Consider the following 18348-nt stretch of genomic DNA (forward strand, 5'->3'; position numbering starts at 1 on the left):
TTTATCAGGATAATATATGATTAGTATAGAAGGAGTTTCCAAAAGTTTTGGTTCGAATAAAGCAGTAGATTCAATTTCATTTGAAGCCAATGATAAAGAAATTCTGGTACTATTAGGCACAAGTGGCTGTGGTAAAACAACTACGCTAAAAATGATCAATCGCCTTATTGAACCCGATAGTGGCAATATCTTTATTGACGGCAAAAATATAAGGGATCAACAACCAGAGGAACTTCGCAAAAACATTGGTTTTGTCATGCAGCATGCGGGACTTTTTCCGCATTATACCGTGGCGCAGAATATTGCCATTGTACCCAATCTGCTCAAATGGGATAAGCAAAAGACAGCAAAAAGAACTTTAGAACTTTTAGAAAAACTCCATCTTACGGAAGACCTGTTAAAGGTTTTTCCTCATGAACTTAGCGGAGGACAACAACAGCGCATTGGTATCGCCCGGGCGCTTATTGCGGATACTCCTGTTCTTTTAATGGACGAACCTTTTGGTGCTTTGGATACCATTACAAAGTCGGCGATTCACAATGAGTTTAAGAACCTGGATGAACTCAAAAACAAAACAACCATTTTAGTAACCCACGATATAATAGAAGCCTTTGAAATCGGACATCGTATTTGTTTGATGGATAAAGGAAAAATTATTCAGATCGGTTCTCCGGCAGAAATATTATATCATCCCGCAAATAATTTTGTAAAAGATTTCTTTGCGGGTAATCGATTAATGCTCGAATATAAAATCGCTTCCGTAAAATTGGTAGCATCTTTTCTGGCAAAACCATTATCAGCAAAAGCACAGGAACAACTTACTAGTGATGCTAATATCTGGGAAACCCTTCAGGTTTTTAGCGCTGACAATGTTTATAATGAAGACTACGAAGAACTTTTGCAGGCTTTTAATCACTACAGAAAACTCCAAACGGTATGACACAACAGCAAAGCCTTTGGCAATTTATGATGTCACAGCAGGAAAAGCTGTTGGTACAAATCGGGCAGCATCTGGGACTTACTTTTTTATCATTGCTTCTGGCAATTGTAGTTGGAATCCCGTTAGGTGTTTTAATTTCCCGAAGACGTAGGTTAGCTGCTTCGGTATTAGGAACAGCGGGAATATTACAAACTGTTCCCAGTATTGCGCTTTTGGGTTTTATGATTCCGCTTTTTGGTATTGGTGCCACGCCCGCAATCATTGCATTGCTCATTTATGCCTTACTTCCCATTATACGAAACACTTATACCGGAATTACAGGAGTAGATCCCGTAGTTATTGAAGCAGCAACGGCACTTGGAATGAATAAAACCCAGCGTTTGTTTAAAGTTGAATTTCCATTGGCGATGCCGGTGATTATAGCCGGTATTCGAACTGCTGCCGTAATCAACGTTGGCGTTGCTACTCTTGCCTCTTTTGTGGCGGCGGGCGGATTGGGCGAATTTATTTTTGGCGGAATCTCGCTAAACAATACCAATATGATTTTGGCAGGAGCAATTCCGGCGGCAGTACTGGCTGTCTTGTTGGATTTCATTATTGGTTATCTTCAAAAATCGACCTTAAAAAATCTGCGAAGGGCCTTTTATATTATTTGTGCTATTGTAGTGGTAACAGGTCTTTATTTTATATTTTCGGCTAAAGCTGAACGTAAAATAATTGCCGGATTTACACCGGAATTTATGGGACGTCAGGATGGTGATTTGGGACTTCGATCTGTATATGGATTAAAACTGAATCCGCTGGTGGTTTCAGATGCTGTTATGTACGAAGCGGCATATCAGGGAAAATTGGATTTAATCAGTGGTTATTCTACCGATGGAAGAATTAAAGCCTTTGATTTGGTAGTTTTAGAAGATGATAAAACCATATTTCCGCCTTATTACGCCGCTCCGATCATCAAAACCCAGACACTGAAAAAATTTCCCGGACTCGAAGAAACCCTGAATCTTCTGGCAGGGAAAATCAACGACAGTATTATGACAGATCTTAATTATAAGACTGAACTTTTAAACCAGACTCCGGAAAAAGTGGCGAAAGATTTTTTGGTGAGTCAGGGTTTATATAAAAAAGCCAATCAGGGAAATGGCGAAACCATAAGAATTGGTTCAAAGATTTTTGGCGAACAATATATTTTGGCCGAAATGTACCAAATGCTCATTGAAGGAAATACCAATTATAAAGTGGAAACTAAAACCGGACTTGGCGGAACAAAAATATGTTTTGATGCTCTAATGAATGACGGCATTGATCTTTATCCGGAATATACCGGAACAGGATTATTAGTCTTGCTAAAACCTTCAGAACAAACAATTAAAGAGGTCTCGAAAGACAGCAGAAAAACCTATGAGTATGTTCAGAGAGAATTTCAGAAACAATATCAATTGCAATGGCTCAAACCTATTGGGTTTAATAATGCTTATGCGTTGATGATGCGCAGAACTCAGGCGAAGCAATTGCACATTAGAACAATTTCGCAACTGACAGAATATTGCGCTAAAGACTAAGTTTCAAACTAAAACTTCGTATCATGAAATATAATTTTGATGAGATAATATCACGCAGCGATAGCGGTTCTATTAAATGGGATGACGGTCCGTTTGGAGAAGTACTCCCCATGTGGATTGCTGACATGGATTTTAAATCGGCACCGGAAATTTTAAAGGCTTTACAGAAAAGAGTAGATCATGGTATTTTTGGTTATACGGCAATACCCGAAGCATTTTATGCTGCGATAATAAAATGGTGGAAAAAAAGATATGGTTTTACCCTTGAAAAAGAATGGCTCGTACCTGTTTCCGGAGTTATACCGGCATTATCGGCCGGCATACAATCATTATCGAAAATTGGCGATGAAGTCATAATACAAGCACCTGTTTACAATCATTTCTACAGCAGTATTGAAAATAGCGGACGAATTGCCATCGAGAATAATTTACTTTACAACAATGGTGAATATACTATTGATTTTGAAGATTTGGCACAAAAAGCCGCAGATCCCAAAGTAAAGCTTCTGATGATTAGTAATCCGCACAATCCTGTGGGCAGAGTCTGGAAAAAAGAAGAATTACAAGCCCTTGGCGATATTTGTTTACAGCATAATGTCGTAATTATTTCAGATGAAATTCATGCCGATTTGGTTTTTAAGGGACACAATCACATTCCTTTTGCTTCATTGGGAGAAAAATACAGTCTTCATTCTGTTACGCTGAGTTCGCCAACAAAAAGTTTTAATTTAGCAGGATTACAGGTTGGTTATTTTTTCACACAAAACGAGCAATTCCGCAAAGCCATTCAGTCCTCGTTTCAGTTGATGGGAATAGAATTACTCAATATATTTGGCATCACAGCGCTTATAGCAGCTTACGAAGAATCAGAACAATGGTTGGATGCTTTAAAAGAATATCTACATGATAATTATCTTTTTCTAACAGAATTTATAAACTTAAATCTACCTCAAGTTAAAGTTACCCGTTTAGAAGCCACTTATTTGGTTTGGCTGGATTGCACAGCATGGGGAAAATCGGCAGATGAATTATCGCATATACTTCTTGAAGAGCAAAAGCTTTGGATTAATTCCGGCACCATGTATGGATCTTCGGGAGAGGGATTTCTGCGAATTAATATTGCAACGCCAAAATTTCTTTTAAAAGATGGACTTGAAAGGCTTTTAAAAGGATTGTCTTAATCAGTCATAAAATCAAAAAAGGCAGCCCAATGTTTTAGACTGCCTTTTTTAGTATAGTAATTACGATTTACTTATTATTTTCCTGCCGTAACATTAATACCAATCTCGATATCTTTACTGATCATCCATTCTGCAGGATCAGCTTCAGATGCTCCAAATTTAATATCCCAGTCTGTACGGTTAACAGTAAATTTAGCTTGTATTGTGGCAGTTCCGCCTGCTACCGTAACTTTTGCAGGGAAAGTAACATTCACCGCTTTGCCTTTAAGCGTAAGATTACCGCTTACTGTTTTATTAGCGCCTTCTACCGCATCTTTTACCGGAGTAGCTAAGTTTGTAACGCTGGTAATTTTAAAGGCAGCAGTTGGATTTTTTTCAACATCAAAAAAATCAGCACTTTTTAAGTGAGCTTCTAATTCTGAATATTTTTTGTCTTTTTCAGTTACAGATGCAGGATCTACTTTAATAGACTTCATATCGATTACGAAATCACCTGCTGTAAGTTCATTAGCTTCAACTGATACTTCACCTGACTGAATAGCAAGAGTTCCCCAACGAGGTGCAAAACCTCCTTTATGAAATGCTTTCCAGTCTACTTTAGAGGTTTCCAGCTTTACGGCTAATACTTCTCCCTTTTTTTCGGCAACCTGCTTTTCTTCGCCTGTTGTGGTTTCGCCTGATGATTTTTTACATGCCGTTATAAATAAAGTAACAGCGACCAATGTTAATACACTAAATTTTTTCATTCGTTTACGTTTTAAAAAATTGTTAATGACTACGTCTTATTTTAATGCAAAGTTCATTTATTAAAAAAAGACCGGGTTATACTAATCGGAAATTTAGTGATAATTTAAGGAAAAAACTACAGTAGTATTCCAATTTTGATAACTTCCGGGTCAAAAAATGTAAAATACTCTTTTGATGGCTTATAGTAAATTTTAAAGCAGTCGTTAAATTTTAATTCTGCGTGTGGGTTTACTTTAATTGTTCCTCGTTATTTTACAGATCTGGATTTACTATTTAGACTTCTATTATTTGAGTTTAATTGTAGTACTTAAACTAAATTAAGGGTATTTCTTAATATAGTTTAAGGGTATATGTTTGTGATTATAAAGAACTTTGACAGGAGGATTATAAGGTTTTTTTCTCAGCCTTATGATTGTTTAATTAGATGCTGTTCTTGTAAACATACAGTTCTTCTTTTTAGAAGCATGGCATCTTTCTACTTATTAGTTGAGTTAAAATAGTTTTGGTAGTACTAAACATACCAGATTTAAAAACTTTAAAAATTTAAATTTATGGAAATTACAGCAGCAATAGTTGGTGAAAAAGGCAGTGATTTTAAGCTAAGTAAAGTTCTTCTTGATGAACCGGGTTCTGAAGAAGTATTAGTTAAAATTGTAGCAACGGGTATCTGTCATACAGATATGGTAGCACGTGATTTTATCATGGGGTCTCCAAATTTCCCCGTTATACTGGGGCATGAAGGTGCAGGTATTATAGAAAAAATTGGAGAAGATGTGCACCATCTAAAAGTGGGTGACCACGTAGTACTTACCTATGGTTATTGTGGAGAATGCGAAATATGCCGCAGCGGGACACCGGCGTATTGTTATGAATTTTTTCAAAGAAATTTTTCGGGTGCACGTGTAGATGGAACCCACAGCCATCACGACCATAATCACCAACCTATTAATGACAATTTCTTTTCACAGTCTTCTTTTGCAACTTATTCTATTGCTCATAAAAATAATGTGATAGCAGTGCCTAAAGATGCACCTTTAGAAATTTTAGGGCCTTTGGGATGTGGGATACAAACAGGATCCGGGGCCATAATCAACACCTTAAAGGTTAAAGTAGGCAGTTCAGTGGTGGTATCAGGTACAGGTGCAGTTGGGCTTTCGGCAGTTATGGCTGCAAAAGCAAGCTCTGCAACCACAATTATTGCCGTAGATATTAATGACGAGCGATTAGAATTTTCGAAAGAACTGGGTGCTACACATACCATAAACAGCCTTAAAGAAAATGTTCAGGAACGCATTAGGGAGATATTGCCTAATGGTGTTCAGTATGCTGTAGACACAACAGGTCGTAACGAGGTAATTAATAATTCGCTGGCTGTTTTGGCTCCTGTAGGCGAAATTGCCATAATTGGTGTTGCTACAAAACCTTTGGAACTGGAGACCAATATATTTTTGACCAAAGGGTTTAAAATTAAATTTGTGAACCAGGGCGACAGTGTACCTCAGGAGTTTATTCCTAAACTGATAAAAATGTACCAGCATGGTCAATTTCCTTTTGATAAGTTAATTAAAACATATGCTTTTGAAGACATCAACCAGGCAGTTGAAGATTCAGAAAAAGGAAGAACTATTAAATCCGTTCTTTTAATAGGGGATTATAAAGCATAAATAGTTAAGATATTGCCGGGTAACCGGCAATTTTTTTGTAAATTACATAAGCAAACAGACTGTTGAACAGCATATTGCCGATAAGTTAATTATAAAAAACAAAATTATGAGCAAGATAATTGGTATAATCGCAGGAAGCCTGCGTAAAGAATCGTTTTCAAAAAAATTGGCAAAAGCTATAGTAGCTATGGCACCCGAAGGATTTGATTTTAAAATAATAAGTCTGGCTGACCTGCCTGTTTATAATCAGGACTTTGACGATCATAATGAAGTTCCGCCGGCCTATACAACATTTAGAAAGGAAGTAAAGGAGCTTGGCGGCTTTATTTTTATTACACCTGAATATAACAGATCTGTACCGGCTGTACTTAAAAACGCACTCGACGTTGGATCACGTCCTTACGGTAAAAGTGTCTGGGATGGTAAGCCGGGAGCCATATTCAGTAATTCTCCAGGGGCAGTTGGAGGTTTTGGTGCCAACCACCATTTAAGACAAAGCCTTGTATTTTTGAACATTCCCGTGATGCAGCAGCCGGAAGTTTACCTTGCCAAGGTTAATGAACTTTTTAATGAAAGCGGAACTATTAAAGAAGGCCCCACAAAAGACTTTATTAAAAAAGCTGTTGACGCTTACATCGCATGGTTTAATCAAAATGAAAAATAGCCTTCACTATCACATAGTTTATTAGAGCAGAAGCATCCTAAAGGAATGTGAGCCGTAATAAAAGCATTAAGTTCATCTTGAGATGAAACATCTAAAACTTTTTATTATGGCTCACATTCCTTACTTTTACTACTTAAAGCATATTATGGATACTACTACAGCATTAGCCGATAAAGAATCCCCTGTGGAGCAGTTAATTCAATTCTTTAATGGATATTTTGCCCTTGATAAAAAAGAACGTGAAGAGGTTGTCAGACTTTTTTCGCAAAGAAATATCAGGCGTAAAGGATATATCCTGCAGGAAGGGGATGTATGTCGCCATTATTTCTTTATTGTCTCAGGCTGTTTTAAAATGTTTGCTGTAGATCCTGCCGGTAAAGAACACAACCTGCAGTTTGCTGCTGAAAATGAATGGATAAGCGACCTGCACAGTTTTTATTCTGAGGAACCAAGCCGTATGCATATAGAGGCGATTGAGCCTTCGGTTGTCCTGCAGATCCAGCATGACGACCTTTTGTATTTATTTATCCATTACCATAAATTCGACCGCAATTTCAGGATAATTACAGAGCGCAAGTACATCAATTTTCAAAATCGAATTTTGCAGAATATCAGTTCTACAGCAGAAGAACGCTACATTAGCTTTACCAGCGAATATCCTGCACTGGTTAATAGGATACCCAATACACAAATTGCTTCTTACTTAGGTATTACACCTGAGTTTCTGAGTAAAATCAGGAAAAAAATCGTGACTTAGTATTTATATTTCCCCAGTTATTCTTTGGTAATAACGAGATCTTTAAAAAATCCCTCAGTGCCAATGTCTACAAAAAGTCCAATGGCACCCTTGGCATCCTTGCCCAGCTTAAGATCATTTACGATCAAAGAAGGTGCTTTGCGTCCGTCTAAATATAGTTTAGCCTGTTGCCCTTTAACTATAATTTTAATCTTTATCCATTTGTTGAGTTCCATATCCTCATAGGATTCATAAACTCCCGGAGCAATTTTCCTGCTATCAGTAAATTTAAAATCAGGATAGGCAAAATATTGTGTAGAGCGGTTTCTGCGAAGCTGGTCATCCGCCATGGAATTTGCTGGTCTTATGTAGATGGCTTCAAACTTAGAATTATCGTCATTAATATGAAATGCGACCCCTATAAAGCCTCGTGCATGGGAAGGGGCATTTTTTAGAATTTTACTCCATACTTTTACTTCAATAACCCCCTGACTAAATTCAAAATTATTGATTCTGGCATAAGTAGCTTCATCATCTGGAATTATAGTTGAATCTTTAACTACCCGTACCGCTTTGCTTCCGTTTACTTTACTCCGGGAAAGGTAAATCCCGACCGGGGTGAGGTTATTATCATTAAGTTTAATCTTTTGTGCCAACAGGCATGGGCCAAAAAGTAGCGTCAGCACAGTATATTTTAAAAAATATCTCATCACTTTTATTTAGATTCTTAATTATTGTTGTAAAAAATGGCATACAGCAGGCCAGGCGACAGGCCACTTTTCCAGAAAGGCACCATGACCGGCACCGGGAATAACACTCAGCTGGCCCTTTAGAATAAATTTAGCAGCATGGTCCGCATGTTCAACCGAAATAAAATGATCATGATCGCCAACCATTACAAGCACAGGGCATTTAATCGTGCTAAATAGTTTTTGGTCCGCCACCAGTTTGTTGTTGAACTCTTCCTGAACGTTTGTAAAGAGCTCAGAGAGTCTTTTTGGCTCGGGCATCAAAGCCAGCTGCTGATCCCAAAAAGGCTTATCCAGTTCTAAGGCCTGTTTAACCGTAATGCCATTAGGCTGGTCTCCCGGGTGCCTTTCACCAGCCCCTATAACTACTAATTTTTTGACTTTTGACGGATAAAGGCTTGCAAGCATATAACCGGTATAACCTCCATCGCTAAAACCGATTACGGTAGCACTGTCTTTTGTTACTGCATTTAATATAGTGACGGCATCTCTGGCTTTCAGCTGATAGGTGTGAGGCTGATTTCCCAATTCTGATTTCCCGTGCCCTCTTGTGGAGATAGCAATTACCTGATGATTAGTTTTTAGACTGTCTATAAAAGGGTACATCTCGAAAGCAGAACCAAATATACCTCCATGCAATACCAAAACGGGATCGCCCGTGCCATAGATTTCATAATAGATTTTTGCATCATCAGACGTTATGTAATGCCCTGCTGCTGTATTGTTTCCGTATGGAATTGTGTTTTGGGGCGGAGTGATCGCCTGAAGCGCATACCTCATCGGTTTTGTCTGCTGTGGATAGAGTGCCGCAGAGAAAATTAGTATTGCGGATAAAAGTAAATTTTTCATAAAATTAATTTATTACCCTGCAAATTTAGTGGTGTAAGAACCTATGGGGAATAACCTACTTTAATAAAAATACTTAAACTAGTTTAAGGGTTGTTTGTTTTTTAGTAATTATGCAGATAGACTATGGTTATGAATTTATGCCTGTAGCAGCCTTTTACATTCAGTATGCCGGAGCATTCACAGAGATAGTTCGAATTAAAGTTATTGCTATTGATAAAAATACAATTTGAACATCATCTTTTACATATTCTGCAGACGCTTCCTGTTAGCTTTGAAATGCATCATCGATAAATTCTTGAAGTCCTGCTTCTTCCAGTATTTCAATAGAGAATTCTCCAAAACGTTTTGGGAGCCAGATAATTCTGATTCCACTAGGCGAATTAAGCTTTTCTTTTGATAAAGCATTTCCATTTTCATCTTCAGGTTGTACACCCGAGGCTAGTAATTCGTCAAATATAGCTTCAATATCAGGAGTTGAATAACAATGACGGTAAATGGTTCCTTCGCCTTTACTATCCAGAAGGTTTTTGAGATTTCCGGAAAATGGCTGAACCAGCATAAATCTTTCTTTACCAATTTTAACAACGGCATAGATAACGTGTAGATCATCTCTCTCCCAAGTAAATTTTTTTGAAATTTCAGCCCCAAGTATTTTTGAATAATAGCTGCAAGCTGTTTCAAGGTCTTTTACCAAAATATCGATATGACTAAATTTAAGTTGCATGCTGTATATAGTTGAGGTTAGATTACTATGCCTTTACTGATTTCCGAAAGGCAGTTAAGTTGTCAATTAAGAAAAACAGACAAACAAATATAATAGTATTTTTTATGAAAAATAATATAAGTAATGCATTGTCTAAGAGAAAAACCCTTGAAAAATAAGAATTTTAAGTATTCTGAAAATAGTATTCTTATGGAAGTTTTGACAATATAAAATTAATATTGTTCAAGACAAGCTGAGGTTCGTCAAGCTGAATAAAATGCCCGGATTTTACTGTTGAAATATGCGTAAAATCAGTTACCCCGGCCTTAAGGAATTCGTGGGCATTATACCATTGTTGTTTTGAAGCCGCATTATTTTCAGCATCAGTTTTCATACTGGTTAGTACAACGACCGGAACGTCTGGCAAATTAGGCAATGTTGCCATATATTTAAAATCTTCAATTAATTGTAGTGTTTCCAGTGCTATGCCGGAATTTGCTCCATAAATAGTTTTATAATTAGTATAAAAAGTATTGATCTGTTCTTGCGAAAGATTATTATACTTTTCGTGCGAAGGGTCAACAAATAATAAGCCGGCCACTTTCTCCGGATTTTTTATCGCATAATCTCTAATAATCAGGCCCCCTAATGAATGTCCTGCCAGAACTAGTTTTCTGCCATTTGCAAATTGATTCACTACTGTTTCAAGTTCACTTCTTAGCTTATTAATATTTCTGGGCTCAGTATTAAAACCTGATTTTCCATAACCGGCTCTGTCATATAATAAAACATCAGAATCCAGAAAATTAGATATAGATAAGATTTCGGAGGATTTTCCGGTACTATACCATGATGTATGGTCATTGCCGTGACCTGATTCAAAAACAACCAAATATTTTGATTTTTTTGATACCGTGTATGCCATTAATTGATGTGTCCCCAGATCTACTGGAGTTCCGGGATATTCCGTACTGCGATTTCTATCATCGTCTGAACAAGAGATAGAAAAAATGGTAAAAGTAATGGCTATAAAAACGCATCGCAAGTGAGTTTTAATGATTTTGTTTCGCTTTAATTTTTGTGTTTCTTTTTTTAAGGTCATGGTATTGTTTCAGTTTTAAAAAGTAAATTCTCTACAAATATTAGTATCATTTACCACTTAAAAGTTCTGATTTATGAATCAGAACGTCTTTTACAATACACTATAAGTTACAAGCTTCATATTGCGAAAAATCAAAATAACATTAATGAATTGATATTAAAGCGAGATTTGCTTTTTTAAATTCGGATGGAGTCTGATTGGTTCTTTTTTTAAAAGTAGTATTAAAAACGGTTTTAGAATTGAAGCCAACTTCAAATGCAATTCCAATTAAACTTAAATGCTGCATGTTCGGATCCCGGATCATTCTTTTTGCTTCTTCGATTCGGTACTGATTGATAAATTGATAGAAATTTTCGTCAAAACCTTTATTGATAATATAAGAAAGTTGATGAGATGAAATATCCAGTTGTGAAGCCAATTTGAATAAGCTCAATTCAGCATCCAAAAAAGGTTTTTTATTTTTCATCATATCCGTTAAAACCGCTTTCATTTCTTGTAAATCAATATCAGAGATTAGTTTTTTCTGATTATTTTCTGTGCTGAAATCCTCTGTTATCATGATATCGATTTCTTTTTTTTCTTGTGGACTAATTTCTGAAATTTCTTTTTGTTTTAAAGAATAGTACGCAATCGAAAAAAATCCGGCAAGATAAATCAGACTCGCAAAATGGTCAAATAAAGCATTGTTTTTTGCTAATTTAAAAACATTGTCAATCAACCATAACGCTGTGATAAACAATACACAAATAACCACTTTCTGTAACCATTTTAAGTTAATTACAGCAGTATTTGAAGTGTACAAAAACAAATTCTTTTGATAGGAAGTAATTTTTTTATACGCTAAAATGCAATACGTAACAACCTGAACACAAAAAAGAAGATCAAAAACGGTAAGTATTATAGCAGCATTTTTTTTATCTGTAGCTGTTGGTTGTTTTACCTCAATCATTACCGAAAGAAAAAGCAGTACTAATATTACAAAAGCAAAAGCAAAATGATAAGTATCTTTTAGCTGCCATTTTCTATTGGGTTGAATAAAATAAATTACACTGAAATAAAAAACAGGAGCTACTATAAAATCGGTTATCCCCAGAAAATCATTAATGAGCATTCTTGTTTTCATAAACTCGGTTTTTTCTAACAGGTCGTTAAACTGAATAAGAAAAACACACAAAATAAAAGAACCCAGCCATAGATTGCCTCTGGTGTTGATCTGATTACTATTTGCGAAGATTAAAAATGCCAGTAATAAAGTTGTTCCAGCAACAAAGAAGCTAAGTAGTTGATCCATTAAAAGCAGTTTTTTAAGCTTGTATAAGTTTTGAAATAATAAAATTACTAAATATACACAGAAATATAGAGCTGATCCTACTATAAACTTTTTGCAGCTCATCGGCTACTAATAGAAAAACACCTAAAAAAGCCCATTTAGATCTACTGGGAATTGTGTAACATCCTGCTGAAATTAAATACTTCTTAAACTCCTCTCATTTGTATCTTTAATAGGACATTAAAAACTATTATATAATCAAAAAAAAATAAAGTTATGGCAGAAATTAAAATTGAGAAAAAGAAGGCAATATGGCCATGGATTGTAGTAGTCCTGTTGATCTCAGCAATTATATACTATATCTTTTTGAGAGATAACGAGGCACAAAGTGGAAGAAGCGTTGAAATTGAAAATACTACCAGTACAGACAATACGACAAACTAACCAGTAACGATACAGAGAAACGAAAATAACTCCTTTTGCTACCTATAGAAATGGGTTAACATAAACAAAAACATTGTGTTAACATAGGTGGATCAAGAAGTTTTTCTGAATTTTTTTGCTGCAAGAAGGAAGATCAGACTTAAAAGAAAAAATTCCTGCAGCCGGACGAGGGGAAAATAATTTTTAATACTAAAAAATAATTTATGGAAAATAAAGATAGAAATTTATACAGACTGGACGAACTTTCTGATTATAAAATTGCTTCAAACTATTCTGATGTACGAGGATGGAAAATAGTAGACGCTGACAACCGTACGATAGGTACAATTGATAATCTTTGGGTTAACAAAGATATGAAGCGCGTTGTATATCTGGATGTGAAAGCAGATAAAACATTAATTGAGGATAGCCGTAATGAGGTGCACGATGTTATAGCAAACGATAATGGAAAGGAGTTTATCTATAAAGACGGAGACAGCCATGTTATCATACCAATTGGATCAGTCAGTATTAATAAAGATACCAAAATTGTTATGGCTAACAGTATAGGATATGATACATTTAGAAACACCAGCAGATATAACAGGCAGCACAATTTTAACAGGGAATATGAAAGAAGAGTAATGAAGTCCTATTATCCCGAAAATGATCCTGACTCTGTGTATTATAGCGATGATGACTCTTTTTACAACCGCAGGGAATTTGATGACAAATAGTATTTTTATCAGATATTTTAATGCAGAAGCTGACATTTTATAAAATGAAAATCAAGAAAAAAGATCAAACATTTAGCAATGGCTGATCTTTTTTTTGATTTTAGCCCTGATTAAATTTGTTTACTTAAGATTGACGACTCTTTTGTTTTTTGGAATATTAATATCCTAAAATAGTGTGGACAAAAAGACTCCCTTACCTTTATTTTAAACCCATTAATATTTAAGTAGTGAGATTTTAAAGAAGTATAGCGTTGTGTTTTTGGACCAAAAAAAGGATAACTCTAAAAGTTTATAGCGATAAAAATGCGGCAACTGACTACTATTACATAATTTTGTAAGGCATGAAGTAACTAGCTTCTTACTATTATACTATGAACAATACATTTTCTGACAGCAGCCAAATAGGATTGGTAGCTACTTTCTCTGAGCTTGTACATACTGATTTCAGGGGAGAAATGAATGCACTATGCTGGTTCAGAAATTTGGATGGCGATTTTAATGATATTGTTGCCAAGTTATCTTTAGAAGAAAATATAACCGAAGTTTACCCTGAAGATCTAATCGCGCTCCAACTATCGGAAAAGGGGAGTATAGCAAGGGAAATCATCTTAAATGATTTACAATTATTAACTGATTTTGGAGCTTCTCCGGCTCTTAATTTACTGAAGTGTTACGAACGTGATGATGAATTTGATTTCATATCGACTGATGTGTATTCGTTTCATGTAGACCGTTCGCCCATTGCAACAGATACTTTTTTATGTACTTATCACGGAGCCGCAAGTGATATTATTGCTAATGCGCAGGCAGAGCAAAAAATCCAGATTCCGGAAATCAGGGCCAGGCTAAAAGAGCTGTATGACGGACCAGATGAAGGATTCGAAAACTTTCTGGAGGAAAATTATTTTGATTTGCATTATCAGGTACATGCTGATGCAGCACCTGTTAATTTAGGGTTAGGGCATCTTTGGCGGCTGGCCGTAGATCATCCAAAACAACAAGTGCTGCCTTGTATTCACAGAGCACCAATAGAAAAACAAGGGGAATATCGGTTGTTGTTGATTTGTTAAGGAAATTGTGGGGACAATGCAGTTAAGGAAAGCTTTTTAAATCCCTGAAAACCTTCATTTTTAAGCATTTTAATTACTGTTCAGGGGTAATTTGTCCTTTAAAATTTAGTTCAGTTTTTTTATTTTCTTTTTAGGGATTAGTAATCGGGAGTTTAATTACAAGGTATTAAAATACAGTTTTGTAAATATATTTATGATTTAAAAAAAAGAATCTGCCCTTTAGGACAGATTCTTCTTCTTAAGTGGTACGTACTTAAGTTCGAATTATATATTTAGAAAATCATTAGATTATAAAAAAATGAATGTATTTACTATCTTAATTTTCCAACAAATATTAAACTACCGCCAATCGCTTCAGAAATTGCTTCAAAATCGGCAGGTCCTTTTTGCTTCAAAAGGCTGAATTTACCATCAGGAGCAGTGATATTACCATAATATTCGACACCATCAATTGTACCGACAGAATAAACGGTACCATATTTTTCAAAAGAAGTAAAAGGCTCAACCTTTAATGTTTTTAAATCTACAAGAGCAAATTTTGTCGGAGCATTGTACCAATCAGCTGGTTTTGCCGGCGGAGTAAATGTATTGTCCAGATACTGAGCAAGCGCTTTATCTCCATGAACATAAGCTACCACATTGACTGAATGTGCATTTAGGGGGGCTTTTAAGTCTACAAAAAAGTTAGGATCAAATGTTCCGTTAGGGTTTACCTTTAGTAGCCCGCCTGCTGGAGGAGCACCCGTTACAGTGCTGTAATCTAATGAAAGAGATGTAGCGCGTGAAGGTCTGTAGTACAAAGTACCATCATTTCCTTTAGCAAACGTATCGTAGCCCATTGACATACGGGAATCTTTAACATAAGAAACCACTTTTGTTGCTATATCAAAAACTGCAATTTGAGCATATTGTGGAAACTTATTAAAATCGGTAGGAGTTGCTGCCACCGGTAAAATGATTTTTTTTGCAGAAGTAACATAACTCATATAAGTAGATGTCTTAACAGCAGCATCATTACTTAACGGCAATGGAGTTACGGCTATCGTTTCTGTTATAGTCATAGTTGTTGGATTGAACTTAATAATTTTTCCATCATTTAAGGCGAAAAAATAAGCTTCTGTTTCAGACACAAAAGCAGGAGGGCCAAAAGTACCGCTAACACCAGTTCCCGCAAGGCTTAAAGCATCTGCGGCTGAAATTTTCATTTCGTTACTTACATTGTATTTAGTTAAAGTCGAAGCTGTACCATTCCAGACATAAGGATGTTCTCCATAGGAATATATTGTAGCGCCCGGACCAATCTCTGTCATCGTTTTATAATCAAGAGTGGAAGGGAATTTATCGTATGCTCCTAAATAAAAAACCCTGCCTCCGGGAGTATTTACACGAACTGATGCAATAACGGCAGGATTATCACCCTGACCTTCATCTGTTTTGGAATCATCTGAACTGCATGATGTTAATGCGAATACCGAACACATTATGGCTAGAGCAGCATGTTTTATAAAAAATCGATTTGTTTTCATATGGATTGGTTATATAATTAATTAAAATTGCGTTACTAATTTGATATTAAATGATCTTCCCGGTTTTTGTACACCAAAAAAGTCATAATTTTTTTCATTGCTTAAATTTTGGATTTCTGCTGTTATGGCATATCTGAAACTGTTTATACTATTATGATAAGTAGTGCCAAAATCAAAAGTCTGCTGACTTGGGATAACAAAAGGATTAACAGAAGCACTTTCCCAGCTTCTAAAAAATTCATATACATACCTTGCATCAAGAAAAAGGGATAATTTATCGGCCTTGCCAATTAAGTTATGAAAAGAATAATTAGCGCCTCCGTTAGCAAAAAAATAAGGCTGGTTAGGTACTCTGTCGCCTTTATAAGCGGCAAATATCCCTTCGTTTGAGTCATTGTAAAAGTGTTGGTAAGTACTGTTGGCGTGAAATGAAAGTTTGTCATTTTTAGAAGTCCAGCTGCCGGCAACTTCAATTCCTTTAGAAGTGGCTGCAAATACATTCTGATACATATTATTGCGGTCCAGACTTGGAACAAATAAGATCTGATTGTCTATCTTTCTTAAAAAAACATTGGTTTGAACCTGCCAGTTGCTTGTTTCATAATTTTCTTTAGACTTGAAAAACAACTCAAAATTGACGTTATGACTGCGTTCTGGTTTTAAATTCAGATTGCCTTGTACAAATTGGCCGTCTCCGAACAACTCGTCTGTCTGAGGCAGTCGGGTAGCATACTCATACGTTAATCTTGCAGCAAATTGTTCATTAAATTTAAAGCGGAATCCATTTCCAAAACCAAAATAGTTTACGCTTCTGTCTTCTTTTATTACGCTATTATTAGAGGGTATCCTCTCCTCAGAATTGATTTTTTGTAAATAGTTTTTAATAAAAAACAGATTCTCTAATTTTTCATTAAATGCATTTATTTTAAAGTCTGCACCATTCACCCATGTAAACAATTCTCTTACAGCACTGGCAGGATCATAGCCGGTAATAAGTCTGTCATCTCCGGTTTGTTTGGAGTAGGTTGGTGCTGAAGTAAAACTCAGGGCATATTGATTATTGATTTTCCATGACGCTTTCAGACGTGAAAAAACATCATTGTTCCAGGTGTAAGTATCACTTGGACCGGTAGATTCTGAAATCTCCCCGCTCACATTTCCTGCAGAACCTTCAATACGCTCACCATACCAATTATAGACATAATCTGATACATCTTTAAATTGACGTTCCCTGTAATTATATCCCGAAACAATATCCAACTGAACATTATTACCAAAATCATTACGATAGGTAAGGACAGATCCGGCCGATTTTCGATACGTCATCACTTCTCCGTAGGGAACTCCAACCATTAATTGATTGTGCTGGATTTCTTTTGTGTAATCGGTATAAAATCCTTCGATGCTTAGTTCCTTTGCCCAGATTCTGTCTTTTACACCTGTAATGATCTGCAATCCGTAGCCTTTGTAGGCATCATGAAATCGAGGCACTGTTACTTTTTTTATTTTACCGGCATCATCTGCAACATCAACATCTACTTTATAGTTGTTTTGGGAAGTATCGTAAAATCCGTTTCCTTTTATAAAAAATCCAGTCTTTTTATTATAACTACTAAGTATTAACGATGTTCTGTAGGTTCCAAAAGATCCCGCCTGGGCAGAAAAAGAACCGCTGAATCCGGATTTTATTTTTGGAGTGATTAAATTAACAGCACCACCAAGGGCATCTGCTCCAAATTCGATAGGAACGACTCCTTTATAAACCTCAACACGATCAATTAAGTTAACGGGAACTGTTGAAATTCCGAAAGTATAGCCGTGATATTCCAAAGGAATCCCCTCTAGGAAAAACCGGATTTGATTTCCTGTCAGTCCATTCATTGAAAAATTTGTCCTGGAACCTAAACCGCCGGTACGTCTAACATTTATACCTTGTGTCTGGGCAAGTACTTCGCCTAAATCTGCAGTTTTAAACTTAGCTTCCCGCATTTCTATTACGGAAACCGCTTGTGCTGTTTCTTCCTTTTTTCTTTTTTCAGATACACCTTTTACCACTACATCATTTAATTTTTCAGCATCTTTTGATGTAGTATGAGCCTTTTCTAACGTTATAGTAAACGAAGTATTTAGAGAACTTTCTACCACAATAGTTTGCTTCTTTGAGATATACCCATCTAAACCTGCTTCAATTGTATAGCTGCCATTTGCTACATTCTCGATCTGATAAAATCCACCGGTAGTAGTTGTTACATTTATTTGGGTACCTAAAAGCTGAATGTTAACCCCGCTTAAAGGGTTTCCCTGTTCATCATTTACTGTACCGGAAATTTTGTTTTGTGCCATTAAAAATGTCGACGAGAATAGAAAGAGCAATACTATTTTGAGCTTCATGAAATATACTTAGAATTAAATACTATTCTTA

Annotated in this window: 17 protein-coding genes; 9 read left to right on the forward strand and 8 right to left on the reverse strand. The window is 36.0% G+C overall.

Going from position 1 to position 18348, the window contains the following annotated elements:
- Positions 1 to 16: 16 nt before the first annotated feature.
- Genes ACHRWY_RS00930 through ACHRWY_RS00940 form a run of 3 tightly spaced genes read left to right on the forward strand, consistent with a single transcriptional unit; the run spans position 17 to position 3686 of the window.
- A complete protein-coding gene (locus ACHRWY_RS00930) occupies positions 17 to 940 on the forward strand; it encodes an ABC transporter ATP-binding protein (RefSeq protein WP_395351622.1) in 924 nt (307 codons plus the stop codon).
- Entirely contained in the window at positions 937 to 2505 is a 1569-nt protein-coding gene (locus ACHRWY_RS00935; RefSeq protein ID WP_395351624.1) for an ABC transporter permease/substrate-binding protein, read from the forward strand. Before ACHRWY_RS00930 ends, ACHRWY_RS00935 begins: the two co-directional genes overlap by 4 nt.
- Positions 2506 to 2528: 23 nt before the next feature.
- Positions 2529 to 3686: a MalY/PatB family protein gene (locus tag ACHRWY_RS00940; protein ID WP_395351626.1), complete on the forward strand. Its 1158-nt coding sequence runs from the start codon at positions 2529 to 2531 to the stop codon at positions 3684 to 3686.
- Positions 3687 to 3760: 74 nt separating this feature from the next.
- Here ACHRWY_RS00940 and ACHRWY_RS00945 read toward each other — a convergent pair whose 3' ends face one another.
- Positions 3761 to 4432, reverse strand: a complete 672-nt coding sequence (locus ACHRWY_RS00945; protein WP_395351628.1) for a YceI family protein — start codon at positions 4430 to 4432, stop codon at positions 3761 to 3763.
- Positions 4433 to 4984: 552 nt separating this feature from the next.
- Between ACHRWY_RS00945 and ACHRWY_RS00950 the strand changes: the two genes are divergently transcribed.
- From ACHRWY_RS00950 to ACHRWY_RS00960, 3 genes are all read left to right on the forward strand, one after another.
- Positions 4985 to 6097 carry an NAD(P)-dependent alcohol dehydrogenase gene (locus ACHRWY_RS00950; protein ID WP_395351630.1) on the forward strand — a complete coding sequence of 371 codons (1113 nt, stop codon included), beginning with the start codon at positions 4985 to 4987 and terminating at the stop codon, positions 6095 to 6097.
- Between the two features lie 106 nt (positions 6098 to 6203).
- Positions 6204 to 6761: an NADPH-dependent FMN reductase gene (locus tag ACHRWY_RS00955; RefSeq protein WP_395351632.1), complete on the forward strand. Its 558-nt coding sequence runs from the start codon at positions 6204 to 6206 to the stop codon at positions 6759 to 6761.
- 106 nt (positions 6762 to 6867) lie between these two features.
- The gene (locus ACHRWY_RS00960; protein WP_395351634.1) at positions 6868 to 7518 is read left to right on the forward strand and encodes a Crp/Fnr family transcriptional regulator; all 651 of its coding nucleotides are present in this window, start codon (positions 6868 to 6870) and stop codon (positions 7516 to 7518) included.
- 17 nt (positions 7519 to 7535) lie between these two features.
- Here ACHRWY_RS00960 and ACHRWY_RS00965 read toward each other — a convergent pair whose 3' ends face one another.
- From ACHRWY_RS00965 to ACHRWY_RS00985, 5 genes are all read right to left on the reverse strand, one after another.
- Entirely contained in the window at positions 7536 to 8183 is a 648-nt protein-coding gene (locus ACHRWY_RS00965) for a hypothetical protein (RefSeq protein ID WP_395351636.1), read from the reverse strand.
- Positions 8184 to 8228: 45 nt separating this feature from the next.
- On the reverse strand, positions 8229 to 9026 hold the full coding sequence (locus ACHRWY_RS00970; RefSeq protein ID WP_395351638.1) for an alpha/beta fold hydrolase: 798 nt from the start codon (positions 9024 to 9026) through the stop codon (positions 8229 to 8231).
- A gap of 334 nt (positions 9027 to 9360) precedes the next feature.
- Complete coding sequence (locus ACHRWY_RS00975) at positions 9361 to 9819, reverse strand: VOC family protein (RefSeq protein ID WP_395351640.1); 459 nt, start codon at positions 9817 to 9819, stop codon at positions 9361 to 9363.
- A gap of 187 nt (positions 9820 to 10006) precedes the next feature.
- On the reverse strand, positions 10007 to 10900 hold the full coding sequence (locus tag ACHRWY_RS00980) for an alpha/beta fold hydrolase (RefSeq protein ID WP_395351642.1): 894 nt from the start codon (positions 10898 to 10900) through the stop codon (positions 10007 to 10009).
- Positions 10901 to 11042: 142 nt separating this feature from the next.
- Positions 11043 to 12191 carry a helix-turn-helix domain-containing protein gene (locus ACHRWY_RS00985; RefSeq protein WP_395351644.1) on the reverse strand — a complete coding sequence of 383 codons (1149 nt, stop codon included), beginning with the start codon at positions 12189 to 12191 and terminating at the stop codon, positions 11043 to 11045.
- A 255-nt stretch (positions 12192 to 12446) separates the two neighbouring features.
- Between ACHRWY_RS00985 and ACHRWY_RS00990 the strand changes: the two genes are divergently transcribed.
- The 3 genes from ACHRWY_RS00990 (at position 12447) to ACHRWY_RS01000 (ending at position 14400) form a co-directional block, all read left to right on the forward strand.
- On the forward strand, positions 12447 to 12614 hold the full coding sequence (locus ACHRWY_RS00990) for a hypothetical protein (protein ID WP_395351646.1): 168 nt from the start codon (positions 12447 to 12449) through the stop codon (positions 12612 to 12614).
- A 203-nt stretch (positions 12615 to 12817) separates the two neighbouring features.
- Complete coding sequence (locus ACHRWY_RS00995; protein ID WP_395351648.1) at positions 12818 to 13330, forward strand: PRC-barrel domain-containing protein; 513 nt, start codon at positions 12818 to 12820, stop codon at positions 13328 to 13330.
- 371 nt (positions 13331 to 13701) lie between these two features.
- The gene (locus ACHRWY_RS01000; protein WP_395351650.1) at positions 13702 to 14400 is read left to right on the forward strand and encodes a DUF1826 domain-containing protein; all 699 of its coding nucleotides are present in this window, start codon (positions 13702 to 13704) and stop codon (positions 14398 to 14400) included.
- Positions 14401 to 14711: 311 nt separating this feature from the next.
- Here the strand turns inward: ACHRWY_RS01000 and ACHRWY_RS01005 are convergent, their stop codons facing one another.
- Together ACHRWY_RS01005 and ACHRWY_RS01010 are read right to left on the reverse strand one after the other, a co-directional pair.
- Entirely contained in the window at positions 14712 to 15926 is a 1215-nt protein-coding gene (locus ACHRWY_RS01005; protein WP_395351652.1) for a hypothetical protein, read from the reverse strand.
- A 21-nt stretch (positions 15927 to 15947) separates the two neighbouring features.
- Complete coding sequence (locus ACHRWY_RS01010) at positions 15948 to 18317, reverse strand: TonB-dependent receptor domain-containing protein (RefSeq protein ID WP_395351654.1); 2370 nt, start codon at positions 18315 to 18317, stop codon at positions 15948 to 15950.
- Between the last annotated feature and the right edge of the window lie 31 nt (positions 18318 to 18348).

The sequence above is a fragment of the Flavobacterium sp. FlaQc-48 genome, from assembly GCF_044007335.1.
In the GTDB taxonomy this organism is placed as follows: domain Bacteria; phylum Bacteroidota; class Bacteroidia; order Flavobacteriales; family Flavobacteriaceae; genus Flavobacterium.